11 protein-coding genes are annotated in these 13,927 nt (G+C 59.2%); 9 read left to right on the top strand and 2 right to left on the bottom strand.

Annotation, left to right across the window (positions count from 1 at the left end; all coding sequences use genetic code 11):
* Positions 1-167: 167 nt before the first annotated feature.
* Both AC1U7K_RS08235 and AC1U7K_RS08230 read right to left on the bottom strand, forming a co-directional pair.
* Entirely contained in the window at positions 168-1,115 is a 948-nt protein-coding gene (locus tag AC1U7K_RS08235; protein WP_480250631.1) for an IS4 family transposase, read from the bottom strand.
* 26 nt (positions 1,116-1,141) lie between these two features.
* A complete protein-coding gene (locus AC1U7K_RS08230; protein ID WP_480250630.1) occupies positions 1,142-1,312 on the bottom strand; it encodes a DUF4372 domain-containing protein in 171 nt (56 codons plus the stop codon).
* Positions 1,313-1,595: 283 nt separating this feature from the next.
* Between AC1U7K_RS08230 and AC1U7K_RS08225 the strand changes: the two genes are divergently transcribed.
* The 9 genes from AC1U7K_RS08225 (at position 1,596) to AC1U7K_RS08185 (ending at position 13,909) form a co-directional block, all read left to right on the top strand.
* Positions 1,596-1,823: a hypothetical protein gene (locus AC1U7K_RS08225; protein WP_480250629.1), complete on the top strand. Its 228-nt coding sequence runs from the start codon at positions 1,596-1,598 to the stop codon at positions 1,821-1,823.
* Between the two features lie 372 nt (positions 1,824-2,195).
* Positions 2,196-2,522, top strand: a complete 327-nt coding sequence (locus tag AC1U7K_RS08220; protein WP_480250628.1) for a hypothetical protein — start codon at positions 2,196-2,198, stop codon at positions 2,520-2,522.
* Between the two features lie 173 nt (positions 2,523-2,695).
* A complete protein-coding gene (locus AC1U7K_RS08215) occupies positions 2,696-3,925 on the top strand; it encodes a TolC family protein (protein WP_480250627.1) in 1,230 nt (409 codons plus the stop codon).
* 13 nt (positions 3,926-3,938) lie between these two features.
* Positions 3,939-5,609, top strand: a complete 1,671-nt coding sequence (locus AC1U7K_RS08210) for an efflux RND transporter periplasmic adaptor subunit (protein ID WP_480250626.1) — start codon at positions 3,939-3,941, stop codon at positions 5,607-5,609.
* A gap of 179 nt (positions 5,610-5,788) precedes the next feature.
* Complete coding sequence (locus AC1U7K_RS08205; RefSeq protein WP_480250624.1) at positions 5,789-6,109, top strand: hypothetical protein; 321 nt, start codon at positions 5,789-5,791, stop codon at positions 6,107-6,109.
* 190 nt (positions 6,110-6,299) lie between these two features.
* The gene (locus tag AC1U7K_RS08200) at positions 6,300-9,491 is read left to right on the top strand and encodes an efflux RND transporter permease subunit (RefSeq protein ID WP_480250623.1); all 3,192 of its coding nucleotides are present in this window, start codon (positions 6,300-6,302) and stop codon (positions 9,489-9,491) included.
* Between the two features lie 431 nt (positions 9,492-9,922).
* Positions 9,923-11,137, top strand: coding sequence for an HDOD domain-containing protein (locus tag AC1U7K_RS08195; protein WP_480250621.1), 1,215 nt, complete (start codon positions 9,923-9,925; stop codon positions 11,135-11,137).
* A gap of 121 nt (positions 11,138-11,258) precedes the next feature.
* Positions 11,259-12,887, top strand: a complete 1,629-nt coding sequence (locus tag AC1U7K_RS08190; protein ID WP_480250619.1) for a CsgG/HfaB family protein — start codon at positions 11,259-11,261, stop codon at positions 12,885-12,887.
* Between the two features lie 359 nt (positions 12,888-13,246).
* Complete coding sequence (locus AC1U7K_RS08185) at positions 13,247-13,909, top strand: response regulator transcription factor (RefSeq protein ID WP_480250618.1); 663 nt, start codon at positions 13,247-13,249, stop codon at positions 13,907-13,909.
* Positions 13,910-13,927 lie beyond the last annotated feature (18 nt).

Below are 13,927 nucleotides of genomic sequence, written 5' to 3'. Positions count from 1 at the left end.
GCCTATTCTAACTTATTTCCGTGCGCGAACACTATTAACGAGTCTTCGCGAATTTAATCACTGCTGTCCAAGATAGCCGAGACCGGTAGAAGCTCACGTGATTTGATGCGGGGTTCGGACGGGTGATGACGGGTTTTCACGGTCGTGCCTCCGGATGCTGTCCAAGATCAGGCGAAGGCCAAGAGGGCTTGGGAGTGGTCCTGTTGATGAGGTGGTGTGGTGAACGGTTCGTCGAGCCAGGCCATCAGATCGCGGTGGGTAAAGAGAGTCATGCGCAGCAGCGCCACCAGGTTGGCGAGGCTCCAGCCGAAACGGGAGGACCGTTGCAGATAACGCAAGAGCAACATCGAGATCAATGCGGTCCAAATCTGAGTCTTGACCGCATTCGCCGACGTGCCGACGAAGGTCTTGATCTTCAGGTTCTGCTTGAGCGCCTTGAAGAACAGCTCGATTTGCCAGCGATCCTTGTAGATGGCGGCAATGGTGGACGCGCCGAGGCCGTGATGATTGGTGAGAAACACCAGGGTGTCACCCGTGTCCTCGCGGATCGTCTCAACCCGGCGCAGCAGATGCGGACACTTGTCTTGGGCACCTGTGCCGGTCAAGCGGATGGTTTGATCCTTGACGATGTTCCGATGCTGCGGCACCGCGTGGTCCTCGACCATCTCGAACAGGGCGTTGTCTTTCATGCGGGTGACGAAAGAGACGCCGGCCTCCGTCCATTCGGCGAACAGCCGGTAGTCGTTGTAGCCCCGGTCATCAACCACAATGGTGCCGGGCGCGAAGGCTATTTGCCAGGCGGCCTTGACGTCGGCGACTTTGCCATCAGTGACCAGGCCGAAGCACGGCAGATAGCCGTCGTGGTCGAGCACCAGGTGCAGCTTCACGGCCCCGTTAGTGCGACGGTACTTCGCCCAATCATACAGCGACCGGCACAGGTCGATCACGGTCGAGTCGAGGCTGACCAGCTTGTTCTTGAAACGGAATTTCTTCTTGCCCACGGCTTTGGCCGCCACGATCTTGAACAGTCCGTAGAAGACCTGCTCAAACAACTGCCAGGGCCGGTGCTCGTTGGCGTAGGACAGCGACGAGCGCGCCGGGGCTTCGATGCCCAAGTGCACCAGCTTGTCCTCGCAGCTCTTCAGTCCGCCTTCGATTTCCCAAGCTGGCAGAACAGCATGCCGACAAACTGACTCCAGCTCGACAAGCCCTTACTGCGATATTCGGCCCCCGTTTCCTTGACGATGCGCTCGAAGTCGGTGCGCGGGATGAGCTTGAGTATCTGGCTGAACAGGCTGCATGATGCGTTCACGTTGGGTCTCCTTCGGTGAGAGGCTGGTGAGTTTGGTGATTCACCAACACCCTACACCTTCGGATGACCCAACGTCATACGCTGTTTTTGGACAAGAGTGGCCCTTAATAATTAATACGAGATACGGCTTCAAATGGAGTGACGCTCGGAAAGCGTTACCTTTTCTGGCTCTTCTGCATTTTTAGTGGGTGATTTTTGATGGTTTTAGATTTGCGGGAGCATGCAGGTGAGAATCTTGAGGCACAGATACTCTTCGTCGCGTAGGCCGTAGGCTCGCCGCTGGATGACGCGGATTAATGAAGGCATTCATGCCTATGAGCATGGGCAGTGGGACAGCGCGAAGCAACATTTCGAGGCGGCGATCGCAGCAGCCCCCGAGCTGGCTCATTTCATCAAGGCCGCAAATCTGGCACCCGGAAACAAGGTCATCTGGAATTCGCCTGCGCTGAGCCATGTGACGGTGCCCGAAAAAGAGATCCCCATGCCTGGTTCTGATGGGCATGGGCACTAGGCGTTCCAAGGCGGCAAGACGTATGGGAGTATCTTGAAAGATTCTTCGGCTGGATGCAGAACTTCTTCCGAAGGCCACTCACAATTTGCAAGTGCTATCGATGTTGAGTGCAACGCATCGCGCAAAAGGTGAGCAGCCTGGGCTTCACCCTCCGTCGAAATTCGCTGTCTCTTTGATATCCGACCTGATCTGGTTCGCTAGGCGGAATTGATGTAGGCATCGATTGCCAAGGAGCCTAGTTCCATGAGACCGTCCAGCCCTTTTTCGCCGTATTTTTGCACCAGGTTGACACCGGTCAAAGCCGAGCGTAGTGTAAAGAACACATTCCAGAGGTAACGTATGCGGCGTGTGCGTGTAATCTTCGCAGGGACCTTGGTTCTGCTGTTGCTGATCTTCAGCTTCAACGCGAATGCGTGCCTGTTGCCACTGTTTGGTGTTCCGCAGACGGCCATGGGTGGCAGCTGCGCTGAGCCGCAGGACCAACCGGTCCGCCAGTTTTGCGACTCGTTCACCACGCTTGGCCTCCAAACTGCTTCCGACTTCCATCCTTCTGCTGATATCCAGTTAGTATCTCCAGCCGAGGCCGTTCCGCACACCTGGCTGATGAGCCTTTCCAGCAGCACTCCCTTCATTGAGGGATATCCGGCACTCAGACCCCCACAGGACGACCTGATCAGAACCATGGTTCTTCGCATCTGATCCCTCCACGTTTCTCTTCGACAGCCTTTCTCTCATAGCTCCCTTCGGCTGGCTTACTTCGTCAGCGGCCCGCTGCGCGCACGCTGAACGGGGTTTGCGGTCGGAAGGGAGAAATCGTGGAGGAGACCATGATGAATATGACATGGAAAGTGCGATCGACGTGCTTGATAACCATGACTGCAAGCCTGGGCCTTGCCAGTTTGACCTTTGCCCAAGATCAGTTCGCACCGAAGCCATTGGAACTATCGGGGTTGATTACAGAAGCGCTGGCGCAGAATCCGGAACTCCAGGCGGCCCGCCAGCAATGGGAAGCGGCTTCGAAACGGATCGCGCAAGCGCGCTCGCTGGACGATCCGACTCTGTCGGTCCAGTGGTGGAACGCGCCTGAATCCTTCAACCTTGGGCAATCCGCGAACACCATTATCGGCCTCTCGCAAAAATTCCCTTTCCCCGGAAAGCTCACTCTGAAAGAAGGCATTGCCACTCGGTCGGCCGAGATGACTGAGCAAGCGTTGCGCGCGAAGGAGCGCGAACTCATTGCTCGTCTCAAGCAGGCCTACTACGACCTGTTCCTCGCCCACAAGGCGATCCAGATCCATCACGAGCAAATCGACCTCCTGACCCAATTTCTTGAGATTGCCGTCGCGAAATTTCGCACGGGAAAAGGGAATCAGGTGGATGTGCTCAAGGCCCAGGTGGAACTCTCCACGCTTCACCAGCAGCTGCCGGTGCTGGACCAGCGTCGCGAGACGGCGCAGGCCAACGTCAACACGCTGCTGAATCGAGACCCTCGGTCGCCGCTGGGCCTTCCGCAGGAGCCCCGTGTGGAGCGGTTCGATACGGACCTCGATGAGCTGTTCCGGCTGGCAGCCGACGCCAGGCCGGAAGTGAAAGCTGCCGGCTTGGCGATCCGGCGGAACGAGCAGGCCCACGCCCTTGCGCGCCGCCAGTACTACCCGGATATCACCGTGGCGGTGCAACGGTTCCAGAACTTTCAGGCCACTGACGGATTCGGCGCCGTGATGGCCATGAACCTCCCGTTCGCCTTTTGGACCAAGCCGAAATACGACGCCGGCGTGCAGGAGGCGTCGGCGGCGGTCGCCGCCGCGCGCGCGGACCTTCAGACATTGGAGAACCTGACGCGATTCCAGATTCGAGACGTGCTTGCGAAGGTACGAGCCAGTTGGGAAGTCGCCGTGCTGTATCGAACCACGGTGCTGCCACAGGCGGAGGAAAGTCTCGCCTCGGCGCGCGCAGGCTATCGAACCGGCCGCACCGATTTTCTGAACCTGATCGAATCCGAGCGGGCTCTGCGGGACTTTCAGCTTGCGTACTACAAGGCGCTCGTTGAGCGGGAGGCCCGCCTAGCCGAACTGGAGCAGGTGGTGGGCAAGGAATTGTAAGGAGGGAGAGAAAATGTTCACGCGCACGTTGACTCGAGGCCGCACCCACCGGATCGCGATCGGAGCGGGAATCGTCCTGCTGGCCATTGGAGCCTGGTTGATGATGGGACGGGAGCCACAGCAATCCCCAGGGCCGGAGGAGACCCCGACCAGCACGAGCCCTCCCGTGGATCAGGAGAGACGCCGGATGCAGGGGCACTCAATGGCGCCCAGCCAGGATACGGGCCCGGCGCAAGCCTACGCCATGGTGGCCCCGCTGAAGCAGCAGTTGATTGGCGTGAAAACCTCGGTCGTGGAGAAGCGGCCGGTGGAGACCGTCGTCCGCGCGGTCGGCAGGGTGGACTATGATGAGCAACGCATCGCCTATGTCAATCTGCGGATCTCGGGATGGGTCGAGGATTTATTTGTGGATTACACCGGGCAGGTGGTCCGGAAAGGCCAACCCTTGTTCACCTTGTACAGCCCGGATCTCGTGGCCACACAGGACGAGTACCTGCTTGCGCTACGGGCGCGAGACAAAGTGAAAGAGAGCCCGATCCCGGAAGTTCGACAGCAGGCAGACCAGATGGTGGAGGCCGCGCGCGACCGCCTGCGGCTGTGGACCCTCACGGACGACCAGATCAGCGAACTCGCAAGACGAGGCAAGGCGCAAACGTATGTCACGATCTATTCGCCAATCCGAGGGTATGTGATCGACAAGAAAGTGTTCAAGGGGTTGTTTGTGCAGCCGGAGATGACGCTGTACACGATCGCGGATCTGTCCATGGTCTGGATCAATGCCGAAATTTACGAGTACGAGGTGCCATTCGTACAAATGGGACAGCCGGCCACGGTAACCTTCGCCTCATACCCCGGGGAACAGTTCCACGGCCGAGTGTCCTACATCTATCCCTATCTGAACAAGGAGGCGAGGACCGTCAAGGTCCGGCTGGACCTGCCGAATCCGGACATCCGGATCAAGCCGGACATGTATGGGGATGTGCTTGTCAACGTGGATCGCGGGAGCAAGGTGGCGATTCCGGAGCAGGCCGTGCTCGATTCCGGCACACGGACCCTCGTCTTTGTCGTTCGAGGAGAAGGATTGTTTGAGCCCCGAGCGGTGAAGCTCGGCCCCAAGATCGGGTCCTATTATGAAGTCCGTGAAGGCGTCACCGAGGGCGACCGTGTGGTGACGTCGGGCAATTTCTTGATTGACTCGGAAAGCAAGCTGATGGCCGCCACGAACATGATGGGCGCCTTGGGCATGGGCGGGATCAGGATGGAACAGGCGCAGATGGGCGAGATGGACATGGGCGGCATGGAGATGGGGGCTCCTCAGACGCAGCAGGCGAAGTCCGTTGCCGGGGCCAAGCAGGAAAAGAAAACAGGCGGGCTCATGCTGGTGCTCTCGACTGAGCCCGCGGCGCCGCGGATCGGGGAGAACCGGATTCGGGTGAAGCTGACGGACGAGACCGGAAGGCTGGTGTCCAATGTGAAGGTCCTGCTCACATATACCATGCCGATGCCGGGGATGCTCCCAGCCACAATTCCCATGGCGCTCGGGAAGGACGGCATGTACGAGGCCAAGGCGAATCTGGGGATGGGAGGCCAGTGGGATCTCACGGTGACAATCCAGCGTGCGGGGCAGCCTGAAATCAAAGAAAGCTTTGCGGTGACCGCTGGAGGCGGGATGCCAGGGATGTGAAGGGCACAGGGTTTTCTTGAGGCCGCCAATTCTGCTTTCGTACCACTGAGGACGTTTAAGAGGTCTAAAGAATGAACCGGGCCGAATATGTGATTGTGAACGAGTAAGGGTCCACGAGGACGATTATGAGAAAGGGAGGGAATCATGACACAGAGACGGAACGGCTGAGAGGTGTTGTCGTGGCTCTGATGATGGTGGGAGTGGCATGCGCGGTCATCGCGAGCCCGCCCCAAGACCTTGTTGCCAAGAATGACCACGCAGGGCTGGAAGCGTGGTATGTGAAGGAGCCGGCCCATCTCCGGCAACGTGCGAAGGACATGATTGTGATGGCCGAGGAGTATCAAAAGAACCCCGGCCCTAGTACCCGAGGGGTCGTCTCCTCAAAAATAGACATGGTGCAGCATTGCCATAGCCTTGCTGCAATCTACACAAAGGCGGCCGAGGAAGCAGAGGTCATGGCACGGGCCCATCGGGAGGCGATGAAGCCATCGCAACAGTAAGGCTGCGGATGACAACAGCGATTCTAATCGTTCGTGATATTCCTCCGGGGGGACGATTGTTTGTTCCCTTGTCCTCTGAAGCGATGGATCGCCAATGGTTTCAGGACCGGTCTCCATGAAGACGTGCCAAGGAGGGTAGAACGTCACGACGGTCGGAAAGGACGAGGATGACTCTTAGCGTGAGTACACGATGATCGAACGCGTGATCGAGTGGAGTACCCGGAATACTTTCTTGGTGTTCCTGGCGACCCTTTTTCTCATGGGCTGGGGGCTCTGGGCCGTCTACAAGACTCCGCTGGATGCCATCCCCGATCTCTCGGATGTCCAAGTGATCGTCTTCACCGAGTGGCCCGGCCGCAGCCCGGACCTGGTTGAAGATCAAATCACCTATCCCATTGTCACATCCATGTTGGGCACGCCACGGATCAAGTCCGTCCGGGGGCAGTCCTTCCTCGGCCTCTCGTTCGTGTACATCATCTTCGAGGACGGCACCGATATGTACTGGGCCCGGAGCCGGGTGGTGGAATACATGCAGGGCGTAGCTGGCAAGTTGCCGGAGGGTGTCTCGCCCACGCTGGGTCCCGATGCGACCGGGGTTGGCTGGGTCTTCCAATACGCACTGCTGGACACATCCGGGCAGCACGATCTCGCCGAGCTCCGCAGTGTTCAGGATTGGTACTTGCGGTACTGGCTTCAGAGTGTCCCAGGAGTGGCCGAGGTGGCGTCGATCGGCGGATTCGTGAAGCAGTACCAGGTGCAGGTCGATCCCAACAAGCTCCTCGGCTATCACATCCCGCTCAAGGCAGTCATCGAGGCCATCCGACGCAGCAACAACGACGTCGGGGGACGCGTCATCGAAGCGAGTGAGCGGGAATACATGGTGCGGGGGAGAGGCTATATCCGGTCATTGGACGACATCCGACATGTTCCGCTGGGAACCGACCGGCAAGGCACCCCGATCATGGTGCAGGACGTGGCCCGTGTGACCATCGGTCCCGATCTTCGTCGCGGCATCGCCGAGCTGGACGGCCAAGGGGAGACGGTGGGTGGCATCGTGGTCATGCGCTACGGCGAGAATGCGCTTGCGGTGATCGACCGCGTGAAGGCCAAGATCACGGAGATCACACCGTCTCTGCCGAAGGGGATTCAGATCATCCCGGTGTACGATCGCTCCGAGCTGATCCTGCGGGCCATTGCCACCCTAAAGGAGAAGCTGATCGAGATCAGCCTTGTCGTCAGCGTGATCAGCCTGGTGTTTCTGTTTCATGTTCGCTCCGCACTCGTCGCGATCCTGACCTTACCGGTCGCGATCCTGCTCTCGTTCCTCGCGATGTACTATCTGGGGATCACATCCAATATCATGTCTCTGGCCGGCATCGCGATCGCCATCGGGGCCATGGTGGATGCGGTCATCGTGATGGTCGAGAACGCCCATAAGCGTCTGGAGCAGTGGGAGCGCTCTGGACAGCCCGGCTCTCGGACCGCGGTGATCGTCCGCGCGGCACAGGAAGTCGGCAAGCCGCTCTTCTTTTCGTTGCTGGTCATCACGATCTCCTTCCTACCGGTCTTCACGCTGGAAGCCCAGGAGGGACGCCTCTTCCGGCCGTTGGCCTTTACGAAAAGCGCGGCGATGTTGTTTGCGGCATTCGTGTCGATTACCCTGGCGCCGCTCTTGATGGTCTGGCTCATCCGAGGAAGGATCGCACCGGAGGGGAGGAATCCCATCAACCGAATATTGATCTGGCTCTACCGACCGCTGGTAGCTGGCGCCTTGCGCGCGCGCTGGCTGGTCGTGACGCTGGCCATTGCGGCGGTGGCGATCTCCGTTCCGTTGTACGGAAAGCTGGGATCCGAATTCATGCCCCCGCTCAACGAAGGCACAATTCTCTACATGCCGACCGCTTTGCCAGGCATTTCCGTGACCGAGGCGGGCCAACTCCTTCAGCGACAAGATCAGCTCCTGAAGCAGTTCCCGGAGGTCGATCATGTCTTTGGCAAGATCGGCCGCGCGAGGACTCCGACCGATCCAGCGCATTTGAGCATGGCCGAGACGGTGATGACCCTCAAGCCGGAGGAGCAGTGGCGGCCTGGGGTCACGTGGGACTCGCTGATTGCCGAGATGGACAAGATCGTCAAATTCCCCGGGATGCCAAACATCTGGTGGATGCCTATTCAGACCCGAACGGAAATGCTAGCGACCGGGATCAGGAGCAATCTCGGCATCAAGATTCTCGGCCCGGACCTTGCCGAGATCGAGCGAATCGGCCTGGAGATCGAAGGCCTGCTTCAAGGGATCCCGGGCACTCGCAGCGCTTACGCGGAGCGCGTCACCGGCGGCTACTACCTCGACGTTCACGTCAATCGCGAAGAAGCCGCTCGTTACGGGCTCACGGTCGAGGACGTGGAAGATGTCATCGAGACGGCGATCGGGGGCAAGAATATCACGCAGACGGTCGAGGGCCGCGAGCGGTATCCGGTGAACGTGCGCTATCTGCGGGAACTACGGGAAGACCCGGAATCGCTGCGGCGCGTGCTCGTGGGAGCCCGCAATGGCGTTCAGATTCCTCTTGGCCAACTGGCTCGGATCGCGATGACCACTGGCCCTCCCGCGGTTCGGGATGAAAACGGCTCCCTGGCCGGCATTGTGTTCGTCGATGTGGCGGGGCGGGATTTAGGGAGTTACGTCAAAGAGTTACAGCAACTGATTCGGGACCGCGTGGCCTTGCCCGCCGGCTATTCGCTCGTCTGGGGTGGGCAATTCCAGTACCTCGAACGGGCCAAAGCGCGGCTGAAGGTCGTGGTGCCGATCACGATCATCCTGATTTTCGTGCTGCTCTATCTGAATTTCAAATCGGTGACGAGGAGCCTGATCGTGCTCCTGTCGGTGCCGTTCGCAGTCGTTGGCGCAGTCGTGTTCCTGTACCTCCTCCATTATCACCTGAGCGTGGCGGTGTGGGTGGGCATCATTGCCTTGGCCGGTGTCGCTGCTGAGACGGGTGTCGTCATGATCATCTTTCTGGACGAGGCCTATGAACGCCGGCAACGGGAGGGCCGGCTCCGCTCAATGGCCGATCTTCGGGAAGCCATCATCGAGGGAGCCGTCCAGCGGGTCAGACCCAAGGTGATGACCGCCTCCGCCATCCTGATTGGTTTACTCCCGATCATGTGGAGCCACGGCACCGGCGCTGATGTCATGAAACGGATCGCCGCACCGATGATCGGCGGCATGATGAGCTCAACCATCCTGACTCTGCTGGTGATCCCCGCACTTTATGCCTTGTGGCGGGGGCCGTCTGTCGCGCCCGGTGATCGGCCGCGACCGAAGAATGCGAACTTGGCGAGGGGAGAAGAGGACGACCTCTCAAACACGGTGCCCCACTGAACCGAAATGTATCCGGCTCCTGCCGTGTCCGCTAACGACAGCAAAGCCCATTGAAGGCTCGCTTCGTTAAGTGTTCACCAGATGTTCACCAAGAGGCTGGAACTGGTCGGTTGGGGCGGTAACAGATCGGAGGTCACGAAACGGGAAAGCGCGCTGGGCGGCGCGATTCTCTTGTGAAATGTGGAGATTGGCGTGCGAAGGGCAGAAACGAGACGCGGCTTATGAGTCCGCTGCTCTACCAACTGAGCTACACCGCCACTGGATGCTGTTCGAGAGGGAGAGTGGACTATATCACGGCGCCCCGTCCCGGTACAAACAACCTGCTTCTGCTTTCCTCCAGAGTAAAGAGACGGCTGTGGTATGCCGATAAGGGCGGGTGGAGGGCCACGGTTCAAGGATCGAACGTCACAACGGCTATCAGCTGGAGGCTCATGAGAAAAATAGTTGTGGTCGACGATGAGGCCGGTGCGCGTGAACGACTGCGCCGGGCGCTGCTGCCGCTGCAGCAGCAATGGGAGACGATTATCGTGGCGACCGGACAGGAAGCACTCAACACGATCGAGATGCAACGCTGTGATGTCGTGATGACCGACATGCGTATGCCGATCATGGATGGTGCGCAACTACTTTCCGAAGTCCGGAATCGGCATCCGCACGTCGTGCGGGTCCTTCTGTCCGACGGCGCCGATCAGGAAGCGCTCTTGCACTCGGTCGGCTCGGCCCACCAGTGCCTGCCAAAATCGAGTGAGTCGGCCCTCTTCGAATCGACGCTCACCCGCGCATGCGCGGTCCGAGACTTGTTGGCCAGCGAGCCACTCTTGAAACTCGTCTCGGGCATGCAGACACTGCCGAGTCTTCCCACGCTGTACCGAGAGGTGATGGATGAGCTCCATTCGCCTGATGCCTCGATCGAGAAAATCGGTCGCATTGTCTCCAAAGACTTAGGTATGCTGACCAAGATTTTGCAGGTCGTCAACTCGCCGTTCTACGGTCTGCCGAGGCAGATTTCCAATGCGGCTCAAGCGGTGGCGCTGCTTGGTCTCGAGACGATCAAGTCGCTCGTCCTGTCGATGAAGGTCTTCTCTCAATTCGAAGGCGTGCCGCAATCCTTCTTCTCGCTCGACGTCCTGTGGAACCATGCAATGACGACCGCCCGATATGCCCGCACTCTGGTGAAGAGCCAAGGGGCGGACCAGCGTATTATCGAAGACGCCTTTACGGCGGGTCTTCTACATGATGTGGGCCTGTTGGTGCTGGCCATCAATGCGCCGGACAAGTACACCGAAACGCTCGCGCTCATGCATAATGAAACGCTTTCGGAGTGGGATGCCGAGCGAAAAGTGCTCGGGGCGACCCATGCCGATGTCGGGGGATATCTCTTGGGCATCTGGGGGCTCGGTGATACGATTGTCGAGGCGGTCGCGTTCCACCATGAACCTCGGCGGTCCGCGGGACATTCGTTCAGCGCGCTGACGGCTGTTCATATCGCGAACACCGTCCAAGAAGCAGAACAAGCCGAAGGGGGCATTGCTGACATTCCGGTGACCGTTGATGCCGAATACCTTCATGCCTGCCAGTTGCCGACTGACCTTGCTCAATGGCAAATGGTCTGCAGGACCCCCGTCGGTTCACGATCCGGCGAGTGATGTGCCGGCCTCGCGGGTGATTCGGTTGGTCTTCCTGCTCTGCGTCGCGATCGCAGGTTGTGCCGCCTCCCGCCTCACTCCTCCTGAACAGGGAGCTATCATCACGACATCCAGTCCTGTTTTGGCCCGATTTCCGGATCCGCTCGTTGTGTCCATTTACCCCTTTCAGAATCAGAGCCATGACCCGAAGGTCGAGTGGCTCCGGGCTGCCATTCCCGATACGCTGGTCGCGGCGTTTGCCGGCTCGTCGGTGTTGGTGATTCAACGCGCACGGCTCGAAGAAATTCTGCAAGAGCAAGCGTTCCAGCTGTCGGGTCGCGTGGGTGACACATCGATGGTGCGGATCGGTCGAGTTGTGGGTGCGACGGTGTTGATTACGGGCAGCGTCAGGCAACAGCAGGGCATCCTTCGGATCGATGGACAAGTGCTGAGTGTTGAGCAAGGAATCGTGCTGGCCACCGCCGCCGCGGAGGGGCCCGAGGACCGCAGTGGCGAGGTCGTGCAGGCTTTTTCGACGACCGTGAAGCGGCTGTTTCCTGATCCAATCACACCGCAGGCTTTGAGCTATCAGCCAGACATGACGGGTATTCACGCCAATGTGACAGGGGAAACTCTGGCGCGCCAAGGAAAGCTCTTTGACGCCTTAGAAGAATTTGAGCGCGCGATGGCCGCGAATCCGCGCGATCCGGCGGCTCGTGCAAATTACGACCACACGCTTCATGCATTCTCCGGTGTCGAGTTATTGGGATCCGGCAAGACCGCGACAGATAGTCGACTCCTCGCCAATCGACTGCTGGAGCGCTTGGCACTCGGGATGGTATTGGAGACTGGACACCCGGAGATTGCCAACTCGGAACAAGCCTGGATCACCGTCCGCGTGCCTGTTCGCTTGCGATTGGACCACGGCGCTGTTGTGCAATTTCTCGACGCCGTCCATCAGGCCGGCGGAACGTGGGTGGAAGGCCCCGAGGGCAGCATCCATGTGACGGCGCAGGCCTCTGGGTTCGGAAGGGAATTGATGAGACGAGTCGATGAACCGAGGCGCCTTTATGTACGCTTGCTGACGAGCGACGGGCGGACAATAAGCGTATTTTCACGTTTTCGTGACTGGAATCTTTCACAATGGGTGAGCGTAGACAACGCTGGCAGGGTGACGATTGCGGCAGCCAAGGTCATTGACAGCGTAGCGGTCTTTGGCGAACTAAGCCACGAACAGGTACAGAGCGTTGCGGCGATTGCGATGACTGTGGATGCCGTCCCGAAGGAACGGGCTCTGGTTCGGATCGACGTTGCCGATGAGCCGGACGCACAAAATGACCGACGTACAATGCAAAGGCGGGATGTCTCTCAAGTGGACGAAGAGAGCGCAGGAGCTTCCCGTATCTTGACGGCTTGGATGGCGGAGTTATGGGCGCCCCCGATCGTCGAGCAGGCTTTGACTGTTGGTCATCTGCCGAGCAACGCCTCGGTCGCCACCGCGACGGCTCTACTGACGGATGGGGGTGGAATCGTGGACGCTGCTCGACTCGTGCGGCGGTCCGGTCAGCAGGCCTTCGACGAGGCGTGCCTTGAGGCATTCAACGCCGTTCTTGAACGCTGGATCACGTCCACCTCTTCCGGCGGCAACCGAGCGACCTCATCTCCGAAGACATTGCGCGCACATTGTGAGTTGCACAAGGATCTCCCGCTGCTGAATATCCTCGAAACGCGGAAGGCCAATCACTCCTTCACTCCCTTGGTCCTCAGATAGAGAGATACGTAGACTGGCTAAGTCCGTTTGGCCCTGAGGCAGGGACAAAAGATTTCTTCGTGCCCAGGGATCACTGCCCTATGATTCGCCACAATGGAATGTCTTCGGCAGCGTGCCGGGGAACGCTGCTGCAGCGCTTCAGGAGTCCTGATGCTGGTTGCTGCGACAACTCCGGGGCTCCGTCAGGCTTGAAGTGTCTGACAATGGGAGCGGGTTTGATCTGGCTGGCGTGGGAACGGGAGGTCACGGCTTGGGAAATCTGGCTCAGCGAGCCGCAGACATGAAGTCCCGCTTACACGTATTTTCCTCGCCTGGACGCGGGACGCGAGTCGTCGTCGATATCGAAAAGGCAGGCCTGAGTGAGCAAAGGCAAGACTGACGCGATTCGGCTCTTGATCGTGGATGACCACAAGGTCGTGCGTCTTGGCCTTATGGCGATGTTCAGCCGCCACTCGCGGATCGAAATTGTGGGTCACGTCGGAACTGCACGGGAGGCGATTGTTGAAACGGACCGGCTCTTGCCGCACGTCGTGCTCATGGACGTTCGACTTCCTGATGGGACAGGCATAGAGGCTTGCCGCGACATTCGAGGGGCGCATCCGGACATTCATGTTCTCATTCTCACTTCTTTTGCCGATGATGAGGCGATGCTGGCCGCCGTGCTCGCGGGGGCCTCGGGGTTTCTTCTCAAGCAGGCCGACGAGGAGGGTGTAATCCAGGCGGTGGAGACTGTCGCAAGCGGTCATTCGATCCTTGATCCCGCCGTCACGCAATCCATGCTGCAACGTGTGCGCGCCATTTCTGTTCACATGGACGGGGTCCACGGTGGCATGCTGTCGCCGCAGGAGCAACGGGTCATGGCTCTCGTCGTAGCCGGAAAAACCAACAAGGAAATCGGGTTGGAACTGGGGCTCAGCGAGAAGACCGTGAAGAATTATCTGAGTAATGTGTTTCAAAAGATGCAGGTCTCGCGCCGTTCCCAGGCCGCGGCATTGTTTGTCGAACGACGGCGCGCACAGTAGCTGCCCTTGCGTCCCGCC

The sequence above is a fragment of the Nitrospira sp. Vd2 genome (assembly GCF_979581665.1).
The sequence above is the reverse complement of the archived record's forward strand: the minus strand, read 5'-3'. Positions and strand labels throughout refer to the sequence as shown.

Bases quoted from the DNA above. Each gene is read 5' to 3' on its own strand.
- AC1U7K_RS08195 (WP_480250621.1), top strand. From the start codon at position 9,923: ATGAGAAAAATAGTTGTGGTCGACGATGAGGCCGGTGCGCGTGAACGA.
- AC1U7K_RS08215 (WP_480250627.1), top strand. From the start codon at position 2,696: ATGACTGCAAGCCTGGGCCTTGCCAGTTTGACCTTTGCCCAAGATCAG.
- AC1U7K_RS08200 (WP_480250623.1), top strand. From the start codon at position 6,300: ATGATCGAACGCGTGATCGAGTGGAGTACCCGGAATACTTTCTTGGTG.
- AC1U7K_RS08225 (WP_480250629.1), top strand. From the start codon at position 1,596: ATGACGCGGATTAATGAAGGCATTCATGCCTATGAGCATGGGCAGTGG.
- AC1U7K_RS08210 (WP_480250626.1), top strand. From the start codon at position 3,939: ATGTTCACGCGCACGTTGACTCGAGGCCGCACCCACCGGATCGCGATC.